The organism is Streptomyces sp. NPDC004629, from assembly GCF_042873595.1.
Lineage (GTDB): Bacteria > Actinomycetota > Actinomycetes > Streptomycetales > Streptomycetaceae > Streptomyces.
This window is the reverse complement of sequence record NZ_JBIALO010000002.1, coordinates 289,236-312,928: the sequence shown is the minus strand read 5'-3', so window position 1 is coordinate 312,928 and position 23,693 is coordinate 289,236. Positions and strand designations below refer to the sequence as shown.

Here is a 23,693-nt window from a genome sequence, read left to right as displayed (position 1 = left end):
GAGCAGGGCGAGGACTCCCGTCAGCGGGGCGCGCGCTCCTCCAGTGCTGCGCGCCAGGGCGGCAGGCGGTCCTCGGCCGCGGGCCGCGCGCGGTGTCCGCCACGGCCGAAGAAGTCCGCCAGGGGCAGGATCGCGGCGCCCACGGTGACCGCGTCGGGGCCGAGCCGGCCCAGGTCGATCGTCACCTTCTCGGCCGGATGGCGCAGCGCGTACGTGGTCGCGTGCCGGCGTACGGCGGGCAGGAAGCGGGAGCCGAGTTGGAGCCCGGCCCAGCCGCCGATCAGGATCCGTTCGGGCTGGAAGAGGTTGATCAGGTCGGACAGGCCGGCGCCCAGGTACTCCGCGGTCTCCTCCAGAACGGCGAGCGCCACCGGGTCGGCGGTGCCACCCTCGGGCGGGTAGGCGGCGGCCAGCATCGCGGTGAGCGCGGTCTCCTCGTCGGTCTCCGCGGGCGGGCGCCCGCCCTCCTCGCGCCAGCGGGAGAGCAGGGATTCCGCGCCCGCGTACGCCTCCAGGCAGCCGAGCGCCCCGCAGCGGCAGCGCCGGCCGCGGACCCGCACCGTCAGATGCCCCCACTCGACGGCCCTGCCGTGCTCCACCTCCGGGGTGACGAGGCAGGCGCCGACGCCGGAGCCGAAGAGGACCACGACCGCGTTGCGGGCGCCGCGACCGGCGCCGAACCACATCTCGGCCTGGCCCAGGGTCTTGGCGCCGTTGTCGATGAAGTACGGCACGGTGTCGGGGAGTTGGGAGCCGGAGCGGAGCAGTGCCTCCAGCGGTACGGCGTCCCAGCCGATCGTCTGGCCGTGCACGACGGCGCCCCGGTCGGCGGTGCGCTCGACGATGCCGGGGACACCGACGCCGACGCCGAGCAGCCGGTCGGGTTCCGTTGCGGCGGCGGCGAGCACCTCGGCGACGCCGCCCTGGATGTGGCCGACGATGACGTCGACGTCGTACCGCTGCTGGGCCAGCGGGCGTTCCACCCGGGCCAGTTCGGTGAGGGCCAGGTCGAACAGCTCGACCCGGACCCGGGTCTCGCCGACGTCGACGCCGATCATGTGTCCGCTGTGCGGGGCGACGCGCAGCAGGGTGCGCGGCCGGCCGCCGTCGGAGTCGACGCTGCCGGCCTCCTCGACCAGGCCGTCGGCGATCAGGTCCGCGACGACGTTGCTGACCGAGCCGGAGCTGAGGCCGGTCGCCGGGCCCAGCTCGAACCGACTGAGGGGTCCGTCGAAGTACAGCCGTTGCAGCACGGCGGCGCGGTTGCCCCGTCTGAGGTCGCGTACCGTGCGCCCGTTCCGACCCGCCATACGGCTCCTTCGGCTCCTGCTGCTCCCTCGGCACCCTGCCCGACCTGCAACATACCTCTGCGCACGGGCCCGGCGCGAGATTCCTTCAATCCTTAGTTCACGTTGTGAGCTAAGAGCCGGGAGCCAGCTCGGCGATCTCGTCCAGCGCGGCGACGAGTTCCGGGCCGACCGTCTCGCGCACCCAGCGGTCGTGTTCCGGGCCCGCCGCCCGCGGCACGGTCTCGGTCAGCATGATCAGGTAGAGGTAGCTGCGGTAGAGGGCGAGCCGCAGACAGGCCGCGGTGTCGAACGCGGCATGGCCCCCGGCCTCCCGGTAGCCCGCGAGGAACGCCTCCTCCTTCCTGATGTCCCCGAGCAGGGCCAGGGAGACGAAATCGGCCAGCGGATCGCCCCAGAACATCCGCTCGCCGTCGATGAGTCCGCCGATCCGGGCCGACCCCGCCGAGCGGTCCACCAGGACGTTGCCCTGCCACAGGTCGAAGTGGACCGGGCGGGCCGCGGTGACCTCGTCCAGCGCGTCGTAGGCGGCCCGCGCCGTATCCGCCACCTCCTCGACGGGCCGGGGCAGCCGGGCCCGGTAGCGGCGGGCGTCGTCGAGGACGGCGTCGAACATCGTGGTGAACGCGGTCCGCCAGTCGGCGGCGAGCGGGCCGAGTGCGCCGGACGGGTAGCCATACCCACCGGGCCCGGTCACCCGGTGCAGCCGGGCCACATGGCGGCCCAACTCGGTGCGCAGCGAGGTCCGTTCACGCTCGCTCAGGGAGCCGTCCCAGGGCTCGCCGGGGCAGGCGGTCAGCAGCAGCCACGCCCCCTCGGCACCGGCGCCGAGGGCCACGGCGCGCGGCGCCGGCACCCCGGCGGCCTCCGCGGCGCGGCAGAACGCGGCCTCGGCGTCGAGGAGCCGGACCTCGTAGCGCAGCCCCGGGGCGGTCGGCGCGACCTTCAGCACATGGCGTTCGCCGCCGGCGAGCCGAAGTTCCTCCACGGTGTTGTAGGTGCCGCCGCCGAGCGGACGCACCGCGGTGAGCCGGTCCGGTGCGATGCCCGCCTCGGCCAGTGCACGCCGGGCCCGCGCCCAGGAGTCCTCCATCGTGTACCGCCCCTCCCCTGTCCCGCCGCCTCGTCGGGCGGCGGCCCCGCTCCAGGGTACGGACCGGCGGTCGGGGGCGGGCGGTCAGCCCGGCAGCAGGCGCCGCGCCGCGCCGTCGGGGAGCTTGGCCCACCAGTGGTCGTAACGGCCGTAGGCGCGCGGGTCGCGGGCGGCCAGCAGCGCGCCGAGCGAGCGGGCCTCATCGGCGAGACCGTCCCAGGCGGCGGACGGCAGGTCCGCGAAGGCCGTGGCCTCGATGCCGCCGTCGACGGCGCGCCACACACCGGCCACCCGGCCGTCGACCAGCAGCGTGGGCAGCACGTCGCCGTTGACGCGGATCACCAGCCGCCGGTATGCGGGCGGGATGATCCGGCTGCGGTCCGCGTAGGCGAGCAGGATGCTGTCCCACATGCCCAGCAGCCGGGGCGGGGCCGGGGTGTCCGCGGGCGGGCGCGGGGCGCCGGGTACGTCGAACAGGATGGTGCCGCCGGGCCCGGCCAGCCGCTCGACCGAGCCGTCGAGGGCGCTCAACGCCCCCCGCACGAGGGACCGTTGCACCATGGAGAACTGCGCGATGTCCGCCACCGACGCCGGTCCGAACCCGGCCAGACAGCGCAGCACCAGGGCCTGGAGCGCGGCCGGCACCGCGTCCCGGGTCGTGGGCGGCGGGCCCATGGGCGCGGCGACGAACGACGACCGGTGGCCGAACGACCACGGTCCGCCGGTGGCCACGTGCAGCAGCGGCGCATACGCCTTGAGCCCCCACCAGGCGCCGGCCGCCTTCTCCGGGCCGAGCCGCTGCTCCAGCCACGCCTTCAACTCGTCTGTCGTACGCGTCCGCTCGGTGAACTCCAGCAGATGGGGCAGAAGGTCGTGCGCGTCCGCGGGGGTGAGCCCGGCCGCCGCGAAACGGTAGCCGAGACGGGAGGCGTACAGGGTCTGCTGCATCGCCTCGCGGAACGCCCGGTGCTCGTCGGCGTGCACCGCGTGCAGCGTGATGCGCATCAAGGTGGCCTTGACCAGGGCGCGGTCGGCGAAGGCGGCGTCCAGGTCGGCGGGGTCGAAGCCGCCGATCCGGTTCCACAGCGCGACATAGGGGGAGGCGGGGTGCTGTGCCTGGAGGGCGACCACCCGGCGGACGGCGTCGTCGACGCCGAGCGATTCCCTGCCCAGCAGCAGTTGGCGGGACAGGGTGGCCCGGTTGAGTTCGCGCTCGGTGATCTGCATGGCTGGGGATTGTGTCGTGACCGCCGCCGCGACCGCCACCCGCGGCGGGCGGGGGGTGTGCCGCGCGCCCGCGCCGGGCGGTGCGCCGGAAATCCGCTGGCTCCCGCTCGTCGTGGCTGCCTAGGCTGCCCGCAGACCTGGAGTCATTGGGTTTCTGGCTCCGGGTTCCGTCGTACCTCCGGAAGGACCCCAAGGACCCCCTATGAGATCGCTCACCGAACAGGACATCCGCGCCTCGTTCGTCAACTGCTCGAAGGGCGAGGCCAAGCGGCTGGCGGTCCCCCGCGACCTCGGGGAACGGCCGTGGGACGATCTGGACTTCCTCGGCTGGCGCGACCCCGGGGCGCCCGACCGCAGCTATCTCGTGGCCGAGCGGGAGGGCCGGCCGGTCGGTGTCGCGCTGCGCTTCCCGGCCGCGCAGCGCGGTTTTCTGCACCAGAGCATGTGCTCGGTGTGCCTGACGACCCACCGTGGGGGCGGTGTCTCGCTGATGACGGCCCGCAAGGCGGGGGCGGCGGGCCGCGAGGGCAACTCGGTCGGCGTGTACATGTGCACGGACCTGGCGTGTTCGCTGTATGTGCGCGGCAGGAAGGTGCCCGAGTCCGGCCGGCGCTTCGAGGAGAGCCTCACGCAGGACGAACAGATCGCCCGCACGACGGGCAACCTGCTCGCCTTCCTCGACAAGCTCCACGCCTGACCCACACGGGGACCACACCGGCGTCCCCGGCCACCCCGCCCACACGCGACATCGCCACACTGCCGCCTGTCGCCGCGCGGAGGAGGATGCCCCGGAACACGACCGGCACGCTCGACGGCCCTCGCGCCGGAAACCCGTTCGCGGCCCTCGACGAGGACTACATCTGACCCCACGAGACCACCCCCACCCCACGGCCACGGCCACCACCGCCCACAAGCGACATCGCCACACTGCCGCCTGTCGCCGCGCGGAGGACCTTGTGGATGCCGCCGGACCAGGGCGGAGTACGTTCGGCGGGGGCGCGGTCGGGGAACAGCCCAAGGCATGCCAGACGTACGGAAGTGGACCGCGGGCCCGAAGCGGTTCGTGAAGCGGCGCCGTGACCCCGTCGTCGTCCAGACGCTGCGGTCGGCCGGCGCGGCGACGATCGCGTACGTCGTCGCGCTGCGGCTGAGCCCGGAGCCCGCGCCGCTCACCGCGCCGCTGACCGCCCTGCTGGTCGTCCAGGTCACGCTGTACGCCACGCTCACCAACGGCATCCGCCGGGTGAACGCCGTGGTGGCGGGCGTCCTCGTCGCCATCGCCTTCAGCCTGCTGGTCGGGCTGACCTGGTGGAGCCTGGCCCTGCTGATCGTGGCCGCGCTGGCCGTCGGGCGCCTGGTGCGGGTCGACGAGTACGTACCCGAGGTGGCGATCAGCGCCATGCTGGTGCTCGGCGTGACCACGGTCGGCAACACGGCCTGGGCCCGGGTGGTGGAGACACTGATCGGCGCGGCCGTCGGGCTCGCCTGCAACCTGGTGTTCGCTCCCCCGGTGTGGGTGGACGAGGCCGGGGAGTCGATCGAAGGGCTGGCCCGGCGGGTGCGGCAGCTGATGCTGCGGCTGGGCGAAGAGGCCGCGGGGCGCGTCCCGTGGGAGCTGGCCGCCGAGCGGCTGTACGAGGCGCGCCGGCTGGATCACGACATCGTCGAGGTGGACGCCGACCTGCGGCAGGCCGAGGACAGTCTGCGGCTCAATCCGCGCGTGCGGGAGGGCCTGCTGCACCGGGTGGTGCTGCGGACGGGACTGGACACGCTGGAGATCTGCACGGTCGTGCTGCGGGTGCTGGCCCGGACCTTCACCGACCTGGCGAAGTCACGCGCCCCCCACCCCCTGTTCCCGCCGGAGGCGGGCGCCGCCGTCGAGCAATTGCTGTCCGAGGTCGGCGACGCGGTGGTCAGCTTCGCGGTGCTGGTGACCACCGATCTGAGCGTCAGCGCCGAGTCCGCCGAGGCGCGGCTGACCGCCGAACTGCAGACGGCGGCGGGCACCCGCGACAAGGTGGCCCTGCTGCTGCGGGAGGAGGCCGAGCGGGACCCGCGGCGCTGGCAGCTGCTCGGCGCGGCCCTGACCGAGGTGAACCGGATCATCGACGAGCTGGACACCGAGCACCGTTCGCGCCGCCTGCTGGAGGAGCTGGACCGGGTCTCGGGCAAGCAGCGGGACCGGCTGCCCTGGATGTCCCGGGTGCGGGAGCGGGTGGGCGTGCCGGAGCGGCTGCGCCGGAACCACACGGACACCGGGGAACGTTCTCGTCGGTGAGGTGCGCACCGGCGAGGCGGCGCGGCGTACCGATGGCGGAGGGGGCGTCCACATGACCGACACGGCCGTACGGATCGACGGGAACACGCTGCGGCTGCCGGGCGGGGTCGCGGTGCGGTTCGTGCGCACGCTGCGGCTGCCCGAGACGGGCCCGCATCCGCTGCCGCCCGGACTGGGCGAGTTTCCGCTCCGGCTGGTGGCCGATCACCCGGACACGGTGCCCGAGCGATGGCGGGTGCGCGGCGGCGTCATGCTGCCGGTGTACCTGCGCGAGGCGATGTGGCTGGACTTCGCGGGTTCGACGGAGCCGGCCGCGCTCCAGGTCGGGGTGGGCAAGGTGTGCGCCGTCTCGGGCCGGCCGTGGCGCGACCGGCTGTCCCGCGAGCCGCAGAACTATGTGGTGCTGCCCCGGCAGCCGTGGCTGGATGGCATCAACGCGGGCAGCGGGACGGTCCGCCAGTTCGTGGCCGTGCCGCTGGGCCTGGGCGCGACGGTGGAGGGGCAGGTCACGGGCGAGGAGGTGTGGGGCGGGGTGCAGTTGCAGTCGTTCCCGCTGAAGCCGGAGCCGCTCGCGGCCTGGCGCCGGGACCAGCGGACGCTGCGGCGGCGCTCCGGGCCGGCCGGCGGGTACGGGGCGGCGCTGCCGATGGCCGCCGCCGCGGGCGCGGGACCGGCGCCGGCCGCTCCGGCGCGCGCGGCGGCGGCCATGGGGCTCGGCGTCGGCGGCTCGATGCGCCAGGAGGTCTACCGGGACGAGCGGCCTGCGCGGGACTGGGCGGACGAGCCGGCCGGGCGGGTCTTCGTGCATCTGGTGACGCCTCCGCAGTGGCGCCGCATCACGGGCGAGGCGCCGCCGCCTTCGCCGGTGGACCGGGCGGCGTACACCCGGGCGGGACTGCCCTGGTTCGACTACTACGACGACTACGACGACTACGACGACTACGACACGGAGGCGGTGGACCTCGCCGCGCCGGACGCGCTGGGCGCGGTCAAGCCGGTCGGCGACTGGCTCGGGGACGATCTCGACCCCTGGCAGGCGCCGGCCCAGGACCAGGTCAGACCACTGAAGGACACGCCGAGCCGCCCGGTCGAGGACGGTGAGTGGTAACAGCCCCTGGCCGTACACCGACCCGGCCGATCAGCGGCTCGTACACGGTCACCACCGCGCCCCACTCCAGCCGGCACCGACTCGCAGGCGATCACCACGCCCCACACCAGCCGACACCGACCCGCAGGCGGTCGTAACCGCGGCGCGGTCTCGCCGGCACGACCGGCGGCGCGGGCCACGAGCGGGGCTCTGCCTTCCTGAAACGGCGGCCGTCCGTCGATGAAGCCCACCCTCGGGTCGCCGCCGTCTCCCGAGGCACCGACCGACCCGTGTCCCCGGCGGCACCCGGCGGCGGCCCGAGGGGTGGCCGTGCTTGCCGTGGGGCGTGCGTGGGCATGGCCTCGTTTGCTTCGGCGGGGCGGTCCGGGCCATGGTGGCTGTCACGACCGGGGCAGCGGACTTCCTTGAGGTGCGGGCATGGGCAGTGGTGCGGGAGCAACGGGCGGCGGCTGGAGCCGGCGCCGGTTCGTCGGGGCGATGGCGGGCGGTGCCGCCGCGGTGGCCCTGCCGGCACCGGCTGCGCCGCGGGCCGAGCCCGGACAGCCGGCGCCCGCGTCGTCCCCCGCGCCCCGGCGCCCGGCCGAACCGTCCGGCCCGCGCCCCCTGTACCTGGGCACCTACACCTCGGCCGAGGGCGGCGGCACCGGCATCGGCCTGGCCCGGTACGACCCGGGGACGGGCGCCGTCACCGGATCCGGCACCCTGACCGGTGTCGCCGACCCTTCCTACCTCGCCGCGCATCCGGACGGCCGCACCCTGTACGCGGTCGACGAGCGCACGGACGGCGCCGTGACCGCCGTGCGCCTCGCCGACCGGCGGATCCTCGGCTCCCGCGGCACCGGCGGCGCGGCGCCCTGCCATGCGTCCGTGCATCCGAGCGGGCGCTGGCTGCTCAGCGCCAACTACGGTTCGGGCAGTGTGGCCGTGCATCCCATCGGCGCCTCGGGGGCCCTCGGCGAGCGCACGGCGCTGGCCATCCACTCCGGCCCGCCCGGCCCCGGGCAACAGGGGCCGCACGCGCACCAGTTCGTCACCGGTCCCGAGGGCGGTCATGTCCTGGCGGTCGACCTGGGCACCGACAGCGTGTACAGCTACCGGCTGGACCTGGCGCGGGGCACGCTGACCGAGGTCGCCCGGGCGCACACCCGGCCGGGCGCCGGCCCGCGGCATCTCGCCTTCCACCCGGGCGGCCGGTTCGCGTACCTGGCCAACGAGGTGGACGACACGGTCGTGGTGTGCGCGTACGACGCGGACACCGGCCGGCTCCGGGTCGGCGAGCCGCAGTCCACCGGGTCCGGTGCGGGCACCAACTACCCGGCGCAGATCCTGGTCACGGCGGACGGCGCGTTCGCCTATCTCGCCAACCGCGGCCACAACAGCCTGGCGCGCTACGCCGTGGAGGCGGACGGCGCCAAGCTGCGGCTGCTGGACACCGTGCCGGTGGCCGGTGACTTCCCGCGGCAGATCGCCTTCTCGCCGGACGGCCGGCTGCTGTTCGCGGCGAACCAGCGCTCCGGCACGGTGAGCGTCTTCCACGTGGACGCGGACGACGGCGGGCTGCGGCTCGCGGGCGAGCCGTTCGCGTCACCGGTCGCCGTCTGCGCGCTGCCGTTGTAGGGCGCGGGGGCAGGTGGCCGTTGCCGCCTGCGCCAGCAGGACGTGGATGCGCTCGGTGAGCTGGGCGAGGTCGTCGGCGGGCCGGTGGAACGTCAGCCGTACGTCGCCGTGGGCGCGGGTGCGCTCGATGCGCAGTGTGAGTCCGTGCCGGTCCAGTGCGAGCGGCACGACACGGGTCGCGGCGTGCAGGCTCTCGGGCCGGACGAGCCGGGTGAGGCGTTCCACGGCATCGGGGTGGGCGTCGGCGAGGTGGGTGAGCAGCCGGGCCTCCGCGGTGGCGAGCGGGTCGGGTGCGGCGGCGGCGAACTCGTCGAGGCCGACGGCCTCGGCACCGGACGGGCGGCGCAGCACCACCCGGGTGGCGCGGAAGAGAAGTCGGCCGTCCTCGGGGGCGAACCAGCCGGCCAGCCAGAGCCGGGCGCGGATGCGGCTGCGCAGCGGAACGGGCGCCACGTCGGCGAACTCCAGCACCGCGGACGGCTCGCCGCGCGGTGCGCAGATCGCCGCGGTGGGCAGGGCGCTGTCCACGGGCACATGCAGGATCACCCGCCCGTCGTCGGTCACGGTGTGCGCCCCGACGAGTTCCTCGCGCCCGCCCTGCGCGGTCACCGTGCAGGACCACGCCGTGGCGAGCACCGAGCGGGCCCGCTCGGCCGTGCCGGGCCCGGCCGTCCAGGTCTGGCTGTCACCCATCCGGAACCTCCTTAGGTAAGGCTTGCCTAACTTATCGGAGATCGAGGCGTACGCCAACCAGGCCCTGGGGCGGAGGTCAGCGGTGCGTCGGCCAGTGCGCGGGGCGGGTGACCGACACCGGCAACCGCGTACCGACGCCGCCGCGGGCCGCATCCGCCTGCGGCTGGGTCAAGAAGAGCACGCCCCTCAGATCGGCATCACGCAGATCCGCGCCCAACCGCGGCCCTGCGCCTGTGGCTGGAGCGACGCACCGCCCCGGCCGGGACCGCGGTCAGCCGTGCGTCGGCCAGTGCGCGGGGCGGGTGACCGACACCGGCAACCGCGTACCGACGCCGCCGCGGGCCGCATCCGCCTGCGGCTGGGTCAGGAAGATGACGCCGGTCAGATCGGCGCCCGTGAGATCGGCGTCGCGCAGATCGGCGCCGATCATGTCGGCGCCGCGCAGATCCGCGCCCGTCAGGTCGGCGGCGATCAGCCAGGCCCCGCGCAGATCGGCGCCGCGCAGATCCGCCCCCTTGAGGCGGGCGCCGACCAGGTCCGCGCCGCGCCGGTCCTTCTTCCTGCCGCGGGCGCCCGGTATCGCCGACCGCGCCGACTCGCTGGCGCGCCGCAGCAGCACGTCGACCCCCTGCCGGTGGGCGGCCACGTCCAGGACGGCCAGTTCCTCGGGGGTCTGCCGGGTGAGCCGCTCGGTGGTCTGCCATGCCTCGCGCAACTCGGTACGCAGCGGGCGGGCCGCGGGCAGCTCCAGCGCCTCGGCGAGGTACCAGAGCAGTTCGTGGAGTTGCCGCACGAGGGGGAAGACCTCTGCCATGCTCCGGGCGTGCTCGGCGGAGCCGGTGCGCCAGTCCCGCCCGCCGAAGGTGATCTGCGAGACCTTCTGCCCGGCGCCGAAGCAGTCGTAGACCGTGCAGCCCGCGAAGCCCTTGGACCGCAGCTCGGTGTGGATGCCGCAGCGGTTGTCGCCCCGCAGGTTGGGGCAGGGCCGGCCGGCGGGCTTGTCGAGGGCGAAGTCCGCCGAGGCGGCGAAGGGCAGGGCGACGCAGCACAGCCCGAAGCAGTTGGCGCAGTCACCGCGCAACGCCGACCGGCGGTCCCTCTCATCCGACATACCGTTCACCCTACTGTCCTGCTCGTCCGCCGCCGCCACCGTGCGAACGCCGCCACCACCACCACCGTGCGAACGCCGCCGCCCCGCCGGGCGAACGCCGACCGCCCCGCCCGGCCGCGCCCGCCCCGCCGGTCACCGGCGGCGATCACGCCTCGTCGCGGGTCAGGGCCAGCAGCCGGTCCAGGACACGGGGCGCGCCGACCCGCAGGCCGTCGTGCTCGAACTCGTCGGTGACCCAGGTGCGCAGGCCCCGGATCGCACGGGCGGTCCGCAGGGAGAATTCGGTGTCGACGTACATGTCATCGTGGTAGACGGCCGCGGCGACCGGAACCTCGTTGGCGGCGAGCCGGGCCGGGTCGTACAGCGGCTGCCAGTCGGCGCGGGCGGCCAGCAGATCGGCGGTCTCGCGCAGCGGACGCAGGGCCGGGTCGGCCTCGAACATCCAGGGGTGCACGGTCTCCCCGGTGAACAGCACCGGCGCGTCACCGGCGAGCGCCTTGGCCGCGTCGAACTGCGGGAACTCGGCGCGGACGCGTTCGGCCGCCCAGCCGGTGGGGTGGGCGTCCTGGCCGTAGATGGACTCGTGGACGAGCGCGTACAGCGGGTACGCCGCGTACGAGAGCAGGCCACGGACCGCCTCCTGGAAGGCGTCGGACAGCTCGGGGCCGGACGGAGTGCGCACGAAGGCGTCCTCCAGCAGGTGGTGCAGGCGATGGCTGCCGTCGCCCGAGCCGAGCATGAGGCCGAGGGACTGGAAGGCCTCGACGGTGAACCGGTAGCCGCCCGGCAGGACCACCTCGTGGTTCAGCAGGTGCTCGGCGATGTGCCGGGCCCGATCGACGTCCTGCGGGTAGCGGGCGTAGTGCGCGCCGACCTTGCGTTCGATGCGCGGGTAGGCGGCCCGGTAGACGTCCTCGGCGTGGGCGTCCAGGGAGGGCAGCCCGCCGGTGATCACCGCGGTGTTCAGGCCCTCGGGGGCGAGCGAGAGATAGCTGACCGTGCAGAAGCCGCCGTAGCTCTGGCCGAGCACGGTCCAGGGGGCGCCGCCGGTCAGCCGCGGGCGGATGGTCTCGCAGTCGCGGACGATCGAGTCGGCACGGAAGTGGGTGAGGTAGCCGGCCTGTTCGGCGGGGCCGCCGCGCAGCGGCAGCGTCTGCCGGGTGGCGGGCGTGGAGTGGCCGGTGCCGCGCTGGTCGAGCAGCAGCACCCGGTACTCCTCCAGGGCCCGGCCGAGCCACGCCTGTCTGCCGATGAAACGGTTCGCCCCGTGCCCCGGGCCGCCCTGGAGGAAGACCAGCCAGGGCAGGTCCTGGTGTGCCTTGTCGCTCGCGACGACCTCACGGGCGTACAGCTCGATGGTCTCGCCCGCGGGGTCGGCGTGATCCAGTGGCACGGTGAATCGGTGGTCGGTGAGGACGACGCCGGGCTGGCGGTAACGGTGGCTCAACAGGTCTCCCGGGACGGACGGATGGACGCGTCCCAGTTCAGCACATGTCCGCCGGCCGCCGGACACCCGGGATCATGGTTGGGCCACGGGCCAGCGGATCAGCGGGCGGCGAGACTCGAACGGCGCACCACCAACTCCGGCTGGAGCACCACCCGTCGGTGCTCGTGGGTGCCGTTCGGCGCCTCCGTCTCCTCCAGGAGCAGTTCGGCGGCGAGGGCGCCCATGGTCACCGCCGGCTGGCGGACCGAGGTGAGCGGGACGGCGGCGGCCGCCGCGAACTCGATGTCGTCGTAGCCGACGATCGCCAGGTCGTCCGGGACCACGACCCCGGCCGCGTACATGGCCTGCAGGACACCGAGGGCGAGCAGGTCGTTGGCGCAGAAGACGGCGGTCGGCCGGTCGGCGAGGCCGAGCAGCCGGGCGCCCGCGTCCCGTCCGGCGGCGACGTCGAGGCGTTCGGTGGGCAGCTCGCGCAGGGACTGCGGGCCGAGCCCGGCCTCGGCGAGCGCGTTCAGGGCGCCGGTGCGCCGGTCGCGGACCTGGTTCAGGCCGGCCGGCCCGCTGACGTACGCGATGCTGCGATGCCCGGCGTCCACCAGATGACGCACGGCCAGGGCGCCGCCCGCCACGTCGTCGACGGAGACCGAGCACTCGGTGGTGCCCTCGGCGACCCGGTCGACCAGGACGAACGGGATGCCGTGCCGGCGGAAGGCCGCGATGTTGCGGCCGGTGGCGTCGGCCGGGGTGAGCAGTACCCCGCGCACCCGCTGCTCGGCGAACAGGGCCAGGTACTCGGCCTCTTCCCCGGCGTTCTGCGCGCTGTTGCAGACCATCACGCCGAGCCCGGCGTCCCGCGCCGCCCGTTCGGCGCCGCGCGCCAGGTCGACGAAGAACGGGTTGCCCATGTCGAGGACGAGCAGGCCCATGATCCGGCTGCGGCCCGCGCGCAACTGGCGCGCGGACTCGCTGCGTACGTAGCCGAGCCGGTCGATCGCGGACTGCACCCGGGCACGGGTCTCGCTCGCGACGGAGTCCGGGCGGTTGATGACGTTCGAGACCGTGCCCACCGACACTCCGGCGGCGCGGGCGACGTCCTTGATACCCACCGACTGGGCCATCGGGCGGGGACCTCCAGGGAGACGAGGGGCGGCGGGAAACCTTCACACTACCGTCGGTGCCGCCCCGCTACGGGCTGGTCACGCGGGCAGGGCGAAGCCGGCCGCATGGAGCGCGGAGGGCGCGGCGGGCGACGGCGGCCTCGCGGGTGGCGTACCGGGCGGCGTACCGGTGGCCCCTGTGGGTGAGCAGGCCGTTCTTCCGGCCGCCGCCGCGGCCCTGCCGGACGCCGCGACGGAGGCGAGCGGGGCGCCGGCCGGCACGGTGCGTCTTCTCATGAGCGGACTCCAGGGGTCAGGCCAGATGGAACACTTCGGTGAGCGGTTTCATGGCCTCGTCGGGTCTGGCGCCGTCCAGCGACTCGAAGAACGGCGCCATCTCCGCCTGCCAGCGGGCGTTGACGTCGGTGGCTTCCATGGCTGCCTGTGCCGCCGCGAAGTCCTCGGTCTCCAGGTAGCCGACGAGCAGGCCGTCCTCGCGCAGGAAGAGCGAGTAGTTGTGCCAGCCGGCGGCCGAGAGCGCCGCGCGCATCTCGGGCCAGACAGCGGCGTGCCGCTCACGGTACGCGTCGAGCCGGTCCTCGCGGACCTTCAGCAGGAAGCACACGCGCTGCATCAACACCCCTTGGGGGACGAGAAGGTGACAGGGTTCCGTGACTGACCCGGATCAGTGACTGACCCGGATCAGTGGCCGACCCGGATCAGAAGTCGAACTGGTCGATGTTCTTCGCGTCGAACACGGTCGGCTTGCCCAGGTTGATCACGCCGTCCTTGCCGATGGTGTACTCGGTGTCGCCGGCCTTGAAGGTCTCGCCCTCCTTGCCGGTGATCTGTCCGGAGGCCAGCGCGACGGCGGTGCGGGCGGCGAGGTCGCCGAGCTTGGACGGGTCCCACAGCTCGAAGGCGTCGACGGTGCCGTTCTTGACGTACTTGCGCATGTCGTTGGGGGTGCCGAGGCCGGTCAGCTTGACCTTGCCCTTGTACTTGGAGCCGGACAGGTACTGGGCCGCGGCCTTGATGCCGACCGTGGTCGGGGAGATGATCCCCTTCAGGTTCGGGTACTCCTGGAGCAGGCCCTGGGTCTGCTGGAAGGACTGCTGGGCGTCGTCGTTGCCGTAGGCGGTCTTGACCAGCTTGATGTCCTTGTACTTGGGGTCCTTCAGCTCCTCCTTCATGTACTCGATCCAGGCGTTCTGGTTGGTCGCGGTCTGCGCGGCGGACAGGATCGCGATCTCGCCCTTGTAGCCGATCTGTTCGGCGAGCAACTGCACCTCGGTGCGGCCCAGGTCCTCCCCGCTGGCCTGGGAGATGAAGGCGTTGCGGCAGTCCGGGGTGGTGTCGGAGTCGTAGGTGACGACCTTGATGCCGTTCTTCATGGCCTGCTTGAGGGCGGTGCACAGGGCGCCCGGGTCCTGCGCGGAGACGGCCATCGCGTCCACCTGCTGCTGGGTGAGGGTGTTGACGTAACTCACCTGGCCCGCGGTGTCGGTGGCGCTGGAGGGGCCGACCTCCTTGTAGGTCGAGCCGAGTTCGGTGACGGCCTTCTCGCCGCCCTTGTCCGCGGTGGTGAAGTAGGGGTTGTTGACCTGCTTGGGCAGGAAGCCGACGGTGAGGCCCTTCTTCAGGGCGGCGTCCGGGTTCGCCGTGCCGGCCGCGGTGTTCGAGCCGCCGCCGGAGTCCTTGACGTCGTTCTTGGTGGTGCCGCCGCAGGCGGTCACGGCCAGGGCGAGGGAGGTGGCGGCGGCGAGGGCCGCGCAGGTACGGCGGATCGAAGACGTTCGCATGGCGGGATCTTTCTGACGGAGGTGAGTACGGAGTGCCCCAAGGGGCGCGGGGAACTGCGCGACCAGCCACAGACGGCCCGCAGCGTTCGAACTGCCTATCCGGTGGAGCGTGCGGCTCTCGCGACGGAGATCTGGCGGGCGACCCGCGGGCCGAGCACGGAGACGACGAGCAGCACGCCGGTGACGACGATCTGCGACTGCGCGGAGACGTTCAGCAGGCTCATCACGTTCTGCAGCGCGCCGAGCAGGAAGACGCCCGCGATGGCGCCGCCGAGCGTGCCCTTGCCGCCGTCGAAGTCGATGCCGCCGAGCAGCACAGCGGCGACGACGGAGAGTTCGAGTCCGGTGGCGTTGTCGTAGCGGGCGCTGGCGTAGTGCAGGGCCCAGAAGACGCCGGTGAGGGAGGCCATGAGGCCGGTGGCGGCGAACAGCAGGAGTTTGGCCCGCTTGACCCGGATGCCGGCGAACCGGGCGGCCTCCTCGCTGGCGCCGACCGCGAACAGCGACCGGCCGAACGGGGTGGCGTGCAGGACCACCACGGCGATGGCGAGCAGCACCAGGAAGGGCAGCAGGGCCTGCGGGACGAAGGTGTCCCCGATCCGGCCGGCCGCGAAGTCCAGGTACTGCGTGGGGAAGTCGGTGACCGCGTCGGAGCCGAGCACGATCTGTGCGATGCCCCGGTAGGCGGCGAGGGTGCCGATGGTCACGGCGAGCGACGGCAGCCCGAGCCGGGTCACCAGCAGCCCGTTGATCAGTCCGCACACCAGGCCGAGCAGCAGGCACAGCGGGATGATCGTCTCGATCGACATGCCCTGGTTCCACAGCTTGCCCATGACGGCACCCGACAGGCCGGCGGTGGAGGCGACCGACAGGTCGATCTCACCGGAGACGACCAGCAGGGTCATCGGCAGGGCGATCAGCGCGATCGGGAGGGTGTTGCCGATCAGGAAGGACAGGTTCAGGGCGTTGCCGAAGCCGTCCACGAAGCCGAACGAGAGCAACAGCAGGACGACGAGCAGCGCACCGACGACCGTGTCCCAGCGGATCGCGCGCGTCAACGACTCAGGCATGGCGGCCGTTCTCCTTGTTCGGGGCCGTCTTCTTCGCAGCCGACTTCTTCAGGGCGGAGGCCACCCGCAGCGCGACGACCCGGTCGACCGCGATGGCGAGGAGCAGCAGGATGCCGTTGATGGCGAGCACCCAGACCGAGCTGACGCCGAGGGCGGGCAGCACGCTGTTGACGGAGGTCAGCAGCAGGGCGCCGAGGGCCGCGCCGTAGACGCTGCCGGAGCCGCCGGTGAAGACGACGCCGCCGACCACGACCGCGCTGACCACGGTGAGTTCGTAGCCGTTGCCGGTGCCGGAGTCGACGTTGCCGAACCGGGCCAGGTACATCGCGCCGGCGAGGCCGGCCAGGGCGCCGCAGAAGGTGTACGCGGCCAGGATCCGCTTGCGCACCGGGATGCCGGCGAGCCGGGCGGCCTCCGGGTTGGAGCCGAGCGCGTACAGTTCGCGCCCGCTGCCGAAGTGCTTGAGGTAGTAGGCGGTGGCGATCAGCACGGCCAGCGCGATGAGGGCCAGCCACGGGACGGCGGACAGCCCGCCGGAGCCGAAGTCGACGAAGCCGCCCGGCAGGTCGGCGGCGGTGATCTGCCGGGAGCCGACCCAGATGGAGTCGATGCCGCGGATGATGTACAGCGTGCCGAGGGTGACGACGAGGGCGGGCACCTGGCCGAGGCTGACCAGCAGACCGTTGAGGAGCCCGAAGCCGATGCCGAGCAGGACCGCGAGGACGACGGCGACGACCGCGTTCCCGCCGCCGTGCAGATAGGTGCCGGCCGCGAAGGCGCTGATGCCCAGGGTGGAGCCGACCGACAGGTCGACGTTGCGGGTGATGACGACCAGCGACTGGCCGGTGGCGACCAGCACCAGGATGGTCGCGTTGAGCAGCAGGTCCTTGATGCCCTGCTCGGACAGGAACTCGCTGTTGCCCGCCTGGGTGATGGCGACCATCACCAGGAAGACGACCAGGATGGCGAGTTCGCGCATCCGGAAGACGCGGTCGACCAGTCGGGTGCCGCTGGACCTCGGCACCTCGGCGACGGGGGTCTGGTTCGGGGTGGTCACCGTCATGCGGCGGCCCTCCCCGTGGCTGCGGCCATCACGGTTTCCTCGGTGGCGTCGGAGCGGGGGATCTCGGCGGTGATCCGGCCCTCGTGCATCACGAGCACGCGGTCGGCCATGCCGAGGATCTCGGGCAGGTCGGAGGAGATCATCAGGACCGCGACGCCGTCGGCGGCCAGCTCGCCGAGCAGCCGGTGCACCTCGGCCTTGGTGCCGACGTCGATGCCGCGGGTCGGCTCGTCGACGATCAGCACCTTCGGTCCGGTGGCCAGCCACTTGGCGAGCACGACCTTCTGCTGGTTGCCGCCGGAGAGGGTGGCGACGGCGTCGGCGATCCGGGCGTACTTCACCTGGAGCCTGACCGCCCAGTCGAGGGAGCGGCTGCGCTCGGCACCGCGGTCCACGAGTCCTGCGCGCACGGTGCTGCGCAGCCCGGTCAGCCCGATGTTCCGTTCGATGGACATGTCCATCACCAGGCCCTGGGCGCGCCGGTCCTCGGGGACCAGGGCGAGCCCGGCGGCCATGGCGGCGGAGGGGGCGCCGTTGGTCAGCCGCCGGCCGGCGACCTCGACCTCACCGGCGTCCCAGCGGTCCACGCCGAAGACGGCTCGGGCGACCTCCGTGCGGCCGGCGCCCACGAGTCCGGCGAGGCCGACGATCTCACCGCGGCGCACCTCGAAGGAGACGTCAGTGAAGACGCCCTCGCGGGTCAGCCGCCGGACGCTGAGGGCGACCTCGCCGGGCTGAACGGTCTGCTTCGGGTACAGCTCGTCGAGGTCGCGGCCGACCATGCGGCGTACCAGGTCGTCCTCGGTCATGCCGGCGAGCGGTTCGCTACCGATCCAGGCGCCGTCGCGCAGGGTGGTCACGCGCCGGCAGATCTGGAAGATCTCCTCCAGCCGGTGCGAGATGAACAGCACGGCGGCGCCCTGCTCGCGCAGCGTCTCGACGACGCCGAAGAGGCGGGCCACCTCGCTGCCGGTCAGCGCCGCCGTCGGCTCGTCCATGATCAGGACCCGGGCGTCGAAGGACAGCGCCTTGGCGATCTCGACGATCTGCTGGTCGGCGATGGACAGGCCGCGGGCCGGGCGGTCGGGGTCGAGTTCGACACCGAGCCGCTTCATCAGGGCGGCGGTGGCCGCATGGGTGGCCCGGTGGTCGATGCGGCCGAGGGCGCGCCGCGGCTGGCGGCCCATGAAGATGTTCTCGGCGATCGAAAGGTCGGGGAAGAGTGTGGGTTCCTGGTAGATCACGGCGATGCCGGCGTCGCGGGCGTCACCGGGGCCGTGGAAGACGACGGGCTCGCCGTCGAGCAGCACCTGACCGGCGTCCGGTCGGTGCACCCCGGCGAGCGTCTTGATGAGCGTCGACTTGCCCGCGCCGTTCTCTCCGGCGAGGGCGTGTACCTCGCCGGGGAACAGCTCAAGGGAGACGTCCCGCAGGGCCCGTACGGCGCCGAAGGACTTGGAGACGTCCTTCAGCGCCAGCACCGGCGCCGGTCCCGTGTCGGACGGGTGGGTCATGGGGGCTCCTCGACGACGCCTGCGGGATGGCCCCCACGGCGTCGTGAAAGGTTTCAACTGGATTGCCGGGACGTTAGACATGGCAGCCATGTCACGTCAATGGTTCCGTGTCGAAAAACTTTCGATAGTTGAAGGTCACGGCGGGATCACGGAAAACCGAGTGAGCGGGAGAGCTTGACACCCCTTCGGAGGGCTCATAGCTTGCGGGTCTGAATCGTTTCACCCGCTCAGCCGTTCCAACCGATTTCACGGGAGCCCTGAAGTGACCGACCTCGCCGCGGTGAAAGCCGCGCTCAAGACCCAGGCCGTCGAGACGCCGTCGTGGGCGTACGGCAACTCGGGGACCCGTTTCAAGGTGTTCGCCCAGCAGGGCGTTCCGCGCTCGCCGCGGGAGAAGCTGGACGACGCGGCACAGGTGCACGCCTTCACCGGGGTCGCGCCGACCGTCGCCCTGCACATCCCCTGGGACACCGTGGACGACTACGCCGCCCTCGCCGGGTACGCCGAGGAGCGCGGGCTGCGGCTCGGCGCGATCAACTCCAACACCTTCCAGGACGACGACTACCGGCTGGGCAGCATCTGCCATCCGGACGCCGCGGTGCGCCGCAAGGCGATCGGCCATCTGCTGGAGTGCGTCGACATCATGGACGCCACGGGCTCGCAGGACCTGAAGCTGTGGTTCGCCGACGGCACCAACTACCCCGGCCAGGACGATCTGCGCGGCCGCCAGGACCGGCTCGCCGAAGGGCTCGCCGAGGTGTACGCACGGCTCGGCGAGGGGCAGCGGATGCTGCTGGAGTACAAGTTCTTCGAGCCCGCCTTCTACGCCACGGACGTGCCCGACTGGGGCACCGCGTACGCCCACTGCCTCAAGCTCGGGCCGAAGGCGCAGGTCGTGGTGGACACGGGCCACCACGCGCCGGGGACCAACATCGAGTTCATCGTGGCCACGCTGCTGCGCGAGGGCAAGCTCGGCGGCTTCGACTTCAACTCGCGCTTCTACGCGGACGACGACCTGATGGTCGGTGCGGCCGATCCGTTCCAGCTGTTCCGGATCATGTACGAGGTGGTGCGCGGGGGCGGTTTCACCGCTGACGTGGCGTTCATGCTGGACCAGTGCCACAACATCGAGCCCAAGGTGCCGGCCATCATCCGGTCGGTGATGAACGTCCAGGAGGCCACCGCGAAGGCGCTGCTGGTGGACGCGGAGGCGCTGGCCGCCGCGCAGCGGGCCGAGGACGTGCTCGGCGCCAACGCCGTGCTGATGGACGCGTACAACACGGATGTGCGGCCGCTGCTGGCCGAGGTGCGCGAGGAGATGGGCCTTGACGCCGACCCGATGGGCGCCTTCGCCCGGTCCGGGTGGGCCGAGAAGGTCGTGGCGGAGCGCGTCGGCGGGCAGCAGGCGGGGTGGGGCGCGTAGGCGCTCCGCTGGGTCAGCCGGGATGCGGCGTCGGCCCTATCGCGGCGTCGCCGTGCCCGTCCGCCGGGGTGCGCCGTCGGCCCTATCGCGGCGTCGCCGTCCCCGTCCGCCGGGTGCGCTGTCCGCCGGGGTGCGCCGTGGTCCGGGATGCGCCGTGGCGGTGTGCGGGTACGTCGTGGCTGGTCGCGCAGTTCCCCGCGCCCCTTTTGGGCGCGCCTTCGTGGCCCAGTGACACAAGGTTCCCGCGCCCCTTTGGGGCGCCATTGTGGCCCTCTTCGGGGCTCTTCCTCTCGTCTTCACTTCCAGTAAGGACTGATCGTTCATGACTCACCCCGAAGCCGCCGCCCTCCTGGACCGGTCGCACCGGCTGGGCGCGGATCCGCGTAACACCAACTACGCCGGCGGCAACGCGTCGGCGAAGGGCACCGCGACCGACCCCGTCACCGGCGGCGACGTCGAGTTGATGTGGGTCAAGGGGTCCGGCGGTGACCTCGGCACGCTCACCGAGGCCGGGCTCGCCGTGCTGCGCATCGACCGGCTGCGCGCGCTCACCGGTGTCTACCCGGGCGTGCAGCGCGAGGACGAGATGGTCGCCGCGTTCGACTACTGCCTGCACGGCAAGGGCGGGGCGGCGCCGTCCATCGACACCGCGATGCACGGGCTGGTGGACGCCCCGCACGTGGACCATCTGCACCCCGACTCGGGCATCGCGCTGGCCTGCGCGGCGGACGGCGAGAAGCTGACCGCCGAGTGCTTCGGCGACACCGTGGTGTGGGTGCCGTGGCGGCGGCCCGGGTTCCAGCTCGGGCTGGACATCGCGGCCGTCAAGGAGGCCAACCCGCAGGCGATCGGCTGTGTCCTCGGCGGGCACGGGATCACCGCCTGGGGCGACACCGCCGAGGAGTGCGAGCGCAACTCGCTGCACATCATCCGCACCGCGGAGACCTTCCTCGCGCAGCGGGGCAGGGCGGAGCCGTTCGGGCCGGTGATCGACGGCTACGCGGCGCTGCCCGAGGCCGAGCGGCGGGAGCGGGCCGCCGCGCTCGCGCCGTACGTGCGGGCCGTCGCCTCCCAGGACCGGCCGCAGGTCGGGCACTTCACCGACTCGGAGGCCGTGCTCGACTTCCTCGCCCGCGCCGAGCACCCGCGGCTCGCGGCGCTCGGCACCTCGTGCCCCGACCACTTCCTGCGCACCAAGGTGCGTCCGCTGGTCCTGGACGTGGCGCCGTCCGCTCCGCTGGAACAGGCGGTCGCCCGGCTGGCCGAGCTGCACGCCGAGTACCGCGAGCAGTACGCCGCCTACTACGAGCGGCACGCCCTGCCCGACTCCCCCGCGATGCGCGGTGCCGACCCGGCGATCGTGCTGGTGCCCGGCGTCGGCATGTTCAGCTTCGGCAAGGACAAGCAGACGGCCCGGGTGGCGGGCGAGTTCTACGTCAACGCGATCAACGTGATGCGCGGCGCGGAGGCGGTCTCGACGTACGCGCCGATCGACGAGGCGGAGAAGTTCCGCATCGAGTACTGGGCGCTCGAAGAGGCCAAGCTCCAGCGGATGCCGAAGCCAAGGCCGCTGGCGACCCGGGTGGCGCTGGTGACGGGCGCGGGCAGCGGGATCGGCAGGGCGATCGCGCACCGGTTGGCGGCCGAGGGCGCGTGCGTCGTCGTCGCCGACGTCAACGCGGACGGCGCCGCCGAGGTCGCCGAGGGGCTGGGCGGGCCCGACAAGGCCGTCGCCGTGACCATGGACGTCACCGACGAGAAGCAGATCGCGGACGCCTTCAAGGCGGCGCTGCTGGCCTTCGGCGGCGTCGACCTCGTCGTCAACAACGCCGGGATCTCCGTCTCCAAGCCGCTCCTGGAGACCTCCACGAAGGACTGGGACCTCCAGCACGACATCATGGCCCGTGGGTCCTTCCTCGTCTCGCGCGAGGCGGCGCGGGTGATGATCCCGCAGCGGCTCGGCGGCGACATCGTCTACATCGCCTCGAAGAACGCCGTGTTCGCCGGGCCCAACAACATCGCCTACTCCGCGACCAAGGCCGACCAGGCCCACCAGGTCCGGCTGCTGGCGGCCGAGCTGGGCGAGCACGGCATCCGGGTCAACGGGATCAACCCGGACGGGGTGGTGCGCGGCTCCGGGATCTTCGCGGGCGGCTGGGGCGCCAAGCGGGCCGCCGTGTACGGCGTCGAGGAGGAGAAGCTGGGCGAGTTCTACGCGCAGCGGACCATCCTCAAGCGGGAGGTGCTGCCCGAGCACGTGGCGAACGCCGTATTCGCGCTCACCGGCGGGCAGCTCACCCACACCACCGGGCTGCACATCCCGGTCGACGCGGGCGTGGCGGCCGCGTTCCTGCGATGAGCGCTGCCGTCCGGGCGTACGCCGCGGTCGATCTCGGCGCCTCCAGCGGGCGCGTGATGGTCGGCCGCGTCGGCCACGACACGCTGGAGCTGCGCGAGGCGCACCGCTTCGGCAACCGGCCCGTCCGGCTGCCGGAGGGGCTGCGCTGGGACGTCCTGGCTTTGTACGCGGGGGTGCTGGCGGGGCTGCGGGCGGCCGGCCAGGTGGATTCGGTCGGCATCGACAGCTGGGCCGTCGACTACGGCCTGCTGGACGCCGACGGCGCCCTCCTCGGCAACCCGGTGCACTACCGCGACCCGCGCACCGAGGGGGTTCCGGAGAAGGTGTGGGCGACGGTCCCGGCGGCCGAGCTGTACGCGGCCACCGGGGTGCAGTACGCGCCCTTCAACACGCTGTACCAGCTGGCCGCCGCCCGCTCGACCGACCAGTTCGCCCACGCGGCCCGCCTGTTGCTGATCCCCGATCTGCTGGCGTACTGGCTGACCGGGCAGCAGGGCACCGAACTGACCAACGCCTCCACCACCCAGCTCGTCGACCCCCGCACCGGCACCTGGGCGCACGCCGTAGCGGACCGGCTGGGCATCGACCTCGGGCTGTTCGCGCCGCTGCGCCGGCCCGGCGATCCGGCGGGCCTGCTGCGCGCCGAGGTGCTGGAGGAGACCGGCCTGACCGGTCCGGTGCCGCTGACCACGGTCGCCTCGCACGACACCGCGTCCGCGGTGGCCGCCGTACCGGCCGTGGGCGAACGCTTCGCCTACATCTGTACCGGCACCTGGTCCCTGGCGGGCCTCGAACTGACCACGCCGGTACTGACGGAGCAGAGCCGGGCCGCCAACTTCACCAATGAGCTGGGGCTGGACGGCACGGTCCGTTATCTGCGCAACATCATGGGTCTGTGGCTGCTCCAGGAGTCCGTACGGGCCTGGGGCGATCCGGACCTCGACGGGCTGCTGCGGGACGCGGCCGAGGTGCCGGCGCTGCGGTCGGTGGTGGACGCGGGCGACGCGGCCTTCCTCGCGCCCGGCCGGATGCCGGACCGGATCGCCGAGGCCTGCCGGGCGTCCGGGCAGCCGGTGCCGGGTACCCCGGCCGAGGTCACCCGGTGCATCCTGGACTCCCTGGCGCTCGCCCATCGCCGGGCCGTCGCGGACGCCGAGCGGCTGGCCGACCACCCGGTCGACGTGGTGCACATCGTCGGCGGCGGCACCCGCAACGCGCTGCTGTGCCAGCTCACCGCGGACGCCTGCGGGCTGCCGGTGGTGGCGGGGCCGACCGAGGCGGCGGCCCTCGGCAACGTTCTGGTCCAGGCCCGCGCCCACGGGCTCGTCGGGGACCGCGCCGACATGCGCGCACTGCTGGCCCGCACCCAGCCGCTGATCCGCTACGAGCCGCGGGGCGACGCCGCGCGCTGGCGGGAGGCGGAGGCGCGGCTCACCGCGCGGTGAGCCGGGTCTCCCCCGGCGGGGCGCCGCCCATTACCCTGC

Annotated in this window: 19 protein-coding genes; 7 read left to right on the top strand and 12 right to left on the bottom strand. The window is 73.2% G+C overall.

Features of this window, described 5'->3' with window-relative positions; genetic code table 11:
• Window positions 1-20: 20 nt before the first annotated feature.
• The 3 genes from ACFYTE_RS04380 to ACFYTE_RS04370 form a co-directional block, all read right to left on the bottom strand.
• Window positions 21-1,310 carry an ROK family protein gene (locus ACFYTE_RS04380; protein WP_388704700.1) on the bottom strand — a complete coding sequence of 430 codons (1,290 nt, stop codon included), beginning with the start codon at window positions 1,308-1,310 and terminating at the stop codon, window positions 21-23.
• Window positions 1,311-1,419: 109 nt separating this feature from the next.
• On the bottom strand, window positions 1,420-2,400 hold the full coding sequence (locus tag ACFYTE_RS04375) for a phosphotransferase family protein (RefSeq protein WP_388704697.1): 981 nt from the start codon (window positions 2,398-2,400) through the stop codon (window positions 1,420-1,422).
• 84 nt (window positions 2,401-2,484) lie between these two features.
• Window positions 2,485-3,627 carry a winged helix DNA-binding domain-containing protein gene (locus ACFYTE_RS04370; protein ID WP_388704695.1) on the bottom strand — a complete coding sequence of 381 codons (1,143 nt, stop codon included), beginning with the start codon at window positions 3,625-3,627 and terminating at the stop codon, window positions 2,485-2,487.
• Between the two features lie 202 nt (window positions 3,628-3,829).
• Here ACFYTE_RS04370 and ACFYTE_RS04365 point away from each other — a divergent pair, with 202 nt between their 5' ends.
• The 4 genes from ACFYTE_RS04365 to ACFYTE_RS04350 all read left to right on the top strand — a co-directional run bounded on the left by ACFYTE_RS04365 (window position 3,830) and on the right by ACFYTE_RS04350 (window position 8,630).
• Window positions 3,830-4,324 carry an FBP domain-containing protein gene (locus tag ACFYTE_RS04365; RefSeq protein ID WP_388704692.1) on the top strand — a complete coding sequence of 165 codons (495 nt, stop codon included), beginning with the start codon at window positions 3,830-3,832 and terminating at the stop codon, window positions 4,322-4,324.
• A gap of 324 nt (window positions 4,325-4,648) precedes the next feature.
• Entirely contained in the window at window positions 4,649-5,905 is a 1,257-nt protein-coding gene (locus tag ACFYTE_RS04360; RefSeq protein ID WP_388704690.1) for an aromatic acid exporter family protein, read from the top strand.
• Window positions 5,906-5,957: 52 nt separating this feature from the next.
• Window positions 5,958-7,013: a hypothetical protein gene (locus ACFYTE_RS04355; RefSeq protein ID WP_388704687.1), complete on the top strand. Its 1,056-nt coding sequence runs from the start codon at window positions 5,958-5,960 to the stop codon at window positions 7,011-7,013.
• A gap of 417 nt (window positions 7,014-7,430) precedes the next feature.
• On the top strand, window positions 7,431-8,630 hold the full coding sequence (locus ACFYTE_RS04350; RefSeq protein ID WP_388704685.1) for a lactonase family protein: 1,200 nt from the start codon (window positions 7,431-7,433) through the stop codon (window positions 8,628-8,630).
• On the opposite strand, the gene ACFYTE_RS04345 is transcribed toward ACFYTE_RS04350, so the two are convergent.
• The 9 genes from ACFYTE_RS04345 to ACFYTE_RS04305 all read right to left on the bottom strand — a co-directional run bounded on the left by ACFYTE_RS04345 (window position 8,598) and on the right by ACFYTE_RS04305 (window position 18,427).
• Complete coding sequence (locus tag ACFYTE_RS04345) at window positions 8,598-9,323, bottom strand: DUF2470 domain-containing protein (protein ID WP_388704683.1); 726 nt, start codon at window positions 9,321-9,323, stop codon at window positions 8,598-8,600. The two genes, ACFYTE_RS04350 and ACFYTE_RS04345, sit on opposite strands and share 33 nt — an antisense overlap.
• A gap of 271 nt (window positions 9,324-9,594) precedes the next feature.
• Window positions 9,595-10,434, bottom strand: coding sequence for a pentapeptide repeat-containing protein (locus ACFYTE_RS04340; RefSeq protein ID WP_388704681.1), 840 nt, complete (start codon window positions 10,432-10,434; stop codon window positions 9,595-9,597).
• Window positions 10,435-10,579: 145 nt separating this feature from the next.
• Window positions 10,580-11,881 carry an alpha/beta fold hydrolase gene (locus ACFYTE_RS04335; RefSeq protein WP_388704678.1) on the bottom strand — a complete coding sequence of 434 codons (1,302 nt, stop codon included), beginning with the start codon at window positions 11,879-11,881 and terminating at the stop codon, window positions 10,580-10,582.
• A 98-nt stretch (window positions 11,882-11,979) separates the two neighbouring features.
• Window positions 11,980-12,999: a LacI family DNA-binding transcriptional regulator gene (locus ACFYTE_RS04330; RefSeq protein WP_388704676.1), complete on the bottom strand. Its 1,020-nt coding sequence runs from the start codon at window positions 12,997-12,999 to the stop codon at window positions 11,980-11,982.
• 292 nt (window positions 13,000-13,291) lie between these two features.
• The gene (locus ACFYTE_RS04325) at window positions 13,292-13,612 is read right to left on the bottom strand and encodes an L-rhamnose mutarotase (RefSeq protein ID WP_388704673.1); all 321 of its coding nucleotides are present in this window, start codon (window positions 13,610-13,612) and stop codon (window positions 13,292-13,294) included.
• A gap of 85 nt (window positions 13,613-13,697) precedes the next feature.
• Window positions 13,698-14,780 carry a rhamnose ABC transporter substrate-binding protein gene (gene rhaS / locus ACFYTE_RS04320; RefSeq protein WP_388704671.1) on the bottom strand — a complete coding sequence of 361 codons (1,083 nt, stop codon included), beginning with the start codon at window positions 14,778-14,780 and terminating at the stop codon, window positions 13,698-13,700.
• Window positions 14,781-14,875: 95 nt separating this feature from the next.
• A complete protein-coding gene (locus ACFYTE_RS04315) occupies window positions 14,876-15,850 on the bottom strand; it encodes an ABC transporter permease (RefSeq protein ID WP_388704669.1) in 975 nt (324 codons plus the stop codon).
• A complete protein-coding gene (locus ACFYTE_RS04310) occupies window positions 15,843-16,913 on the bottom strand; it encodes an ABC transporter permease (RefSeq protein ID WP_388704666.1) in 1,071 nt (356 codons plus the stop codon). The genes ACFYTE_RS04315 and ACFYTE_RS04310 overlap by 8 nt, the downstream gene beginning before the upstream one ends.
• Window positions 16,910-18,427 carry a sugar ABC transporter ATP-binding protein gene (locus ACFYTE_RS04305; protein WP_388704664.1) on the bottom strand — a complete coding sequence of 506 codons (1,518 nt, stop codon included), beginning with the start codon at window positions 18,425-18,427 and terminating at the stop codon, window positions 16,910-16,912. The genes ACFYTE_RS04310 and ACFYTE_RS04305 overlap by 4 nt, the downstream gene beginning before the upstream one ends.
• 262 nt (window positions 18,428-18,689) lie before the next feature.
• Between ACFYTE_RS04305 and rhaI the strand changes: the two genes are divergently transcribed.
• From rhaI to ACFYTE_RS04290, 3 genes are all read left to right on the top strand, one after another.
• Window positions 18,690-19,850 (top strand): L-rhamnose isomerase, encoded by a 1,161-nt coding sequence (gene rhaI, locus ACFYTE_RS04300; RefSeq protein WP_388704662.1) that lies wholly within the window; start codon window positions 18,690-18,692, stop codon window positions 19,848-19,850.
• 322 nt (window positions 19,851-20,172) lie between these two features.
• A complete protein-coding gene (locus ACFYTE_RS04295) occupies window positions 20,173-22,209 on the top strand; it encodes a bifunctional aldolase/short-chain dehydrogenase (RefSeq protein WP_388704660.1) in 2,037 nt (678 codons plus the stop codon).
• Window positions 22,206-23,654, top strand: coding sequence for a rhamnulokinase family protein (locus tag ACFYTE_RS04290; protein WP_388704657.1), 1,449 nt, complete (start codon window positions 22,206-22,208; stop codon window positions 23,652-23,654). The genes ACFYTE_RS04295 and ACFYTE_RS04290 overlap by 4 nt, the downstream gene beginning before the upstream one ends.
• The last annotated feature ends 39 nt before the right edge of the window (window positions 23,655-23,693 follow it).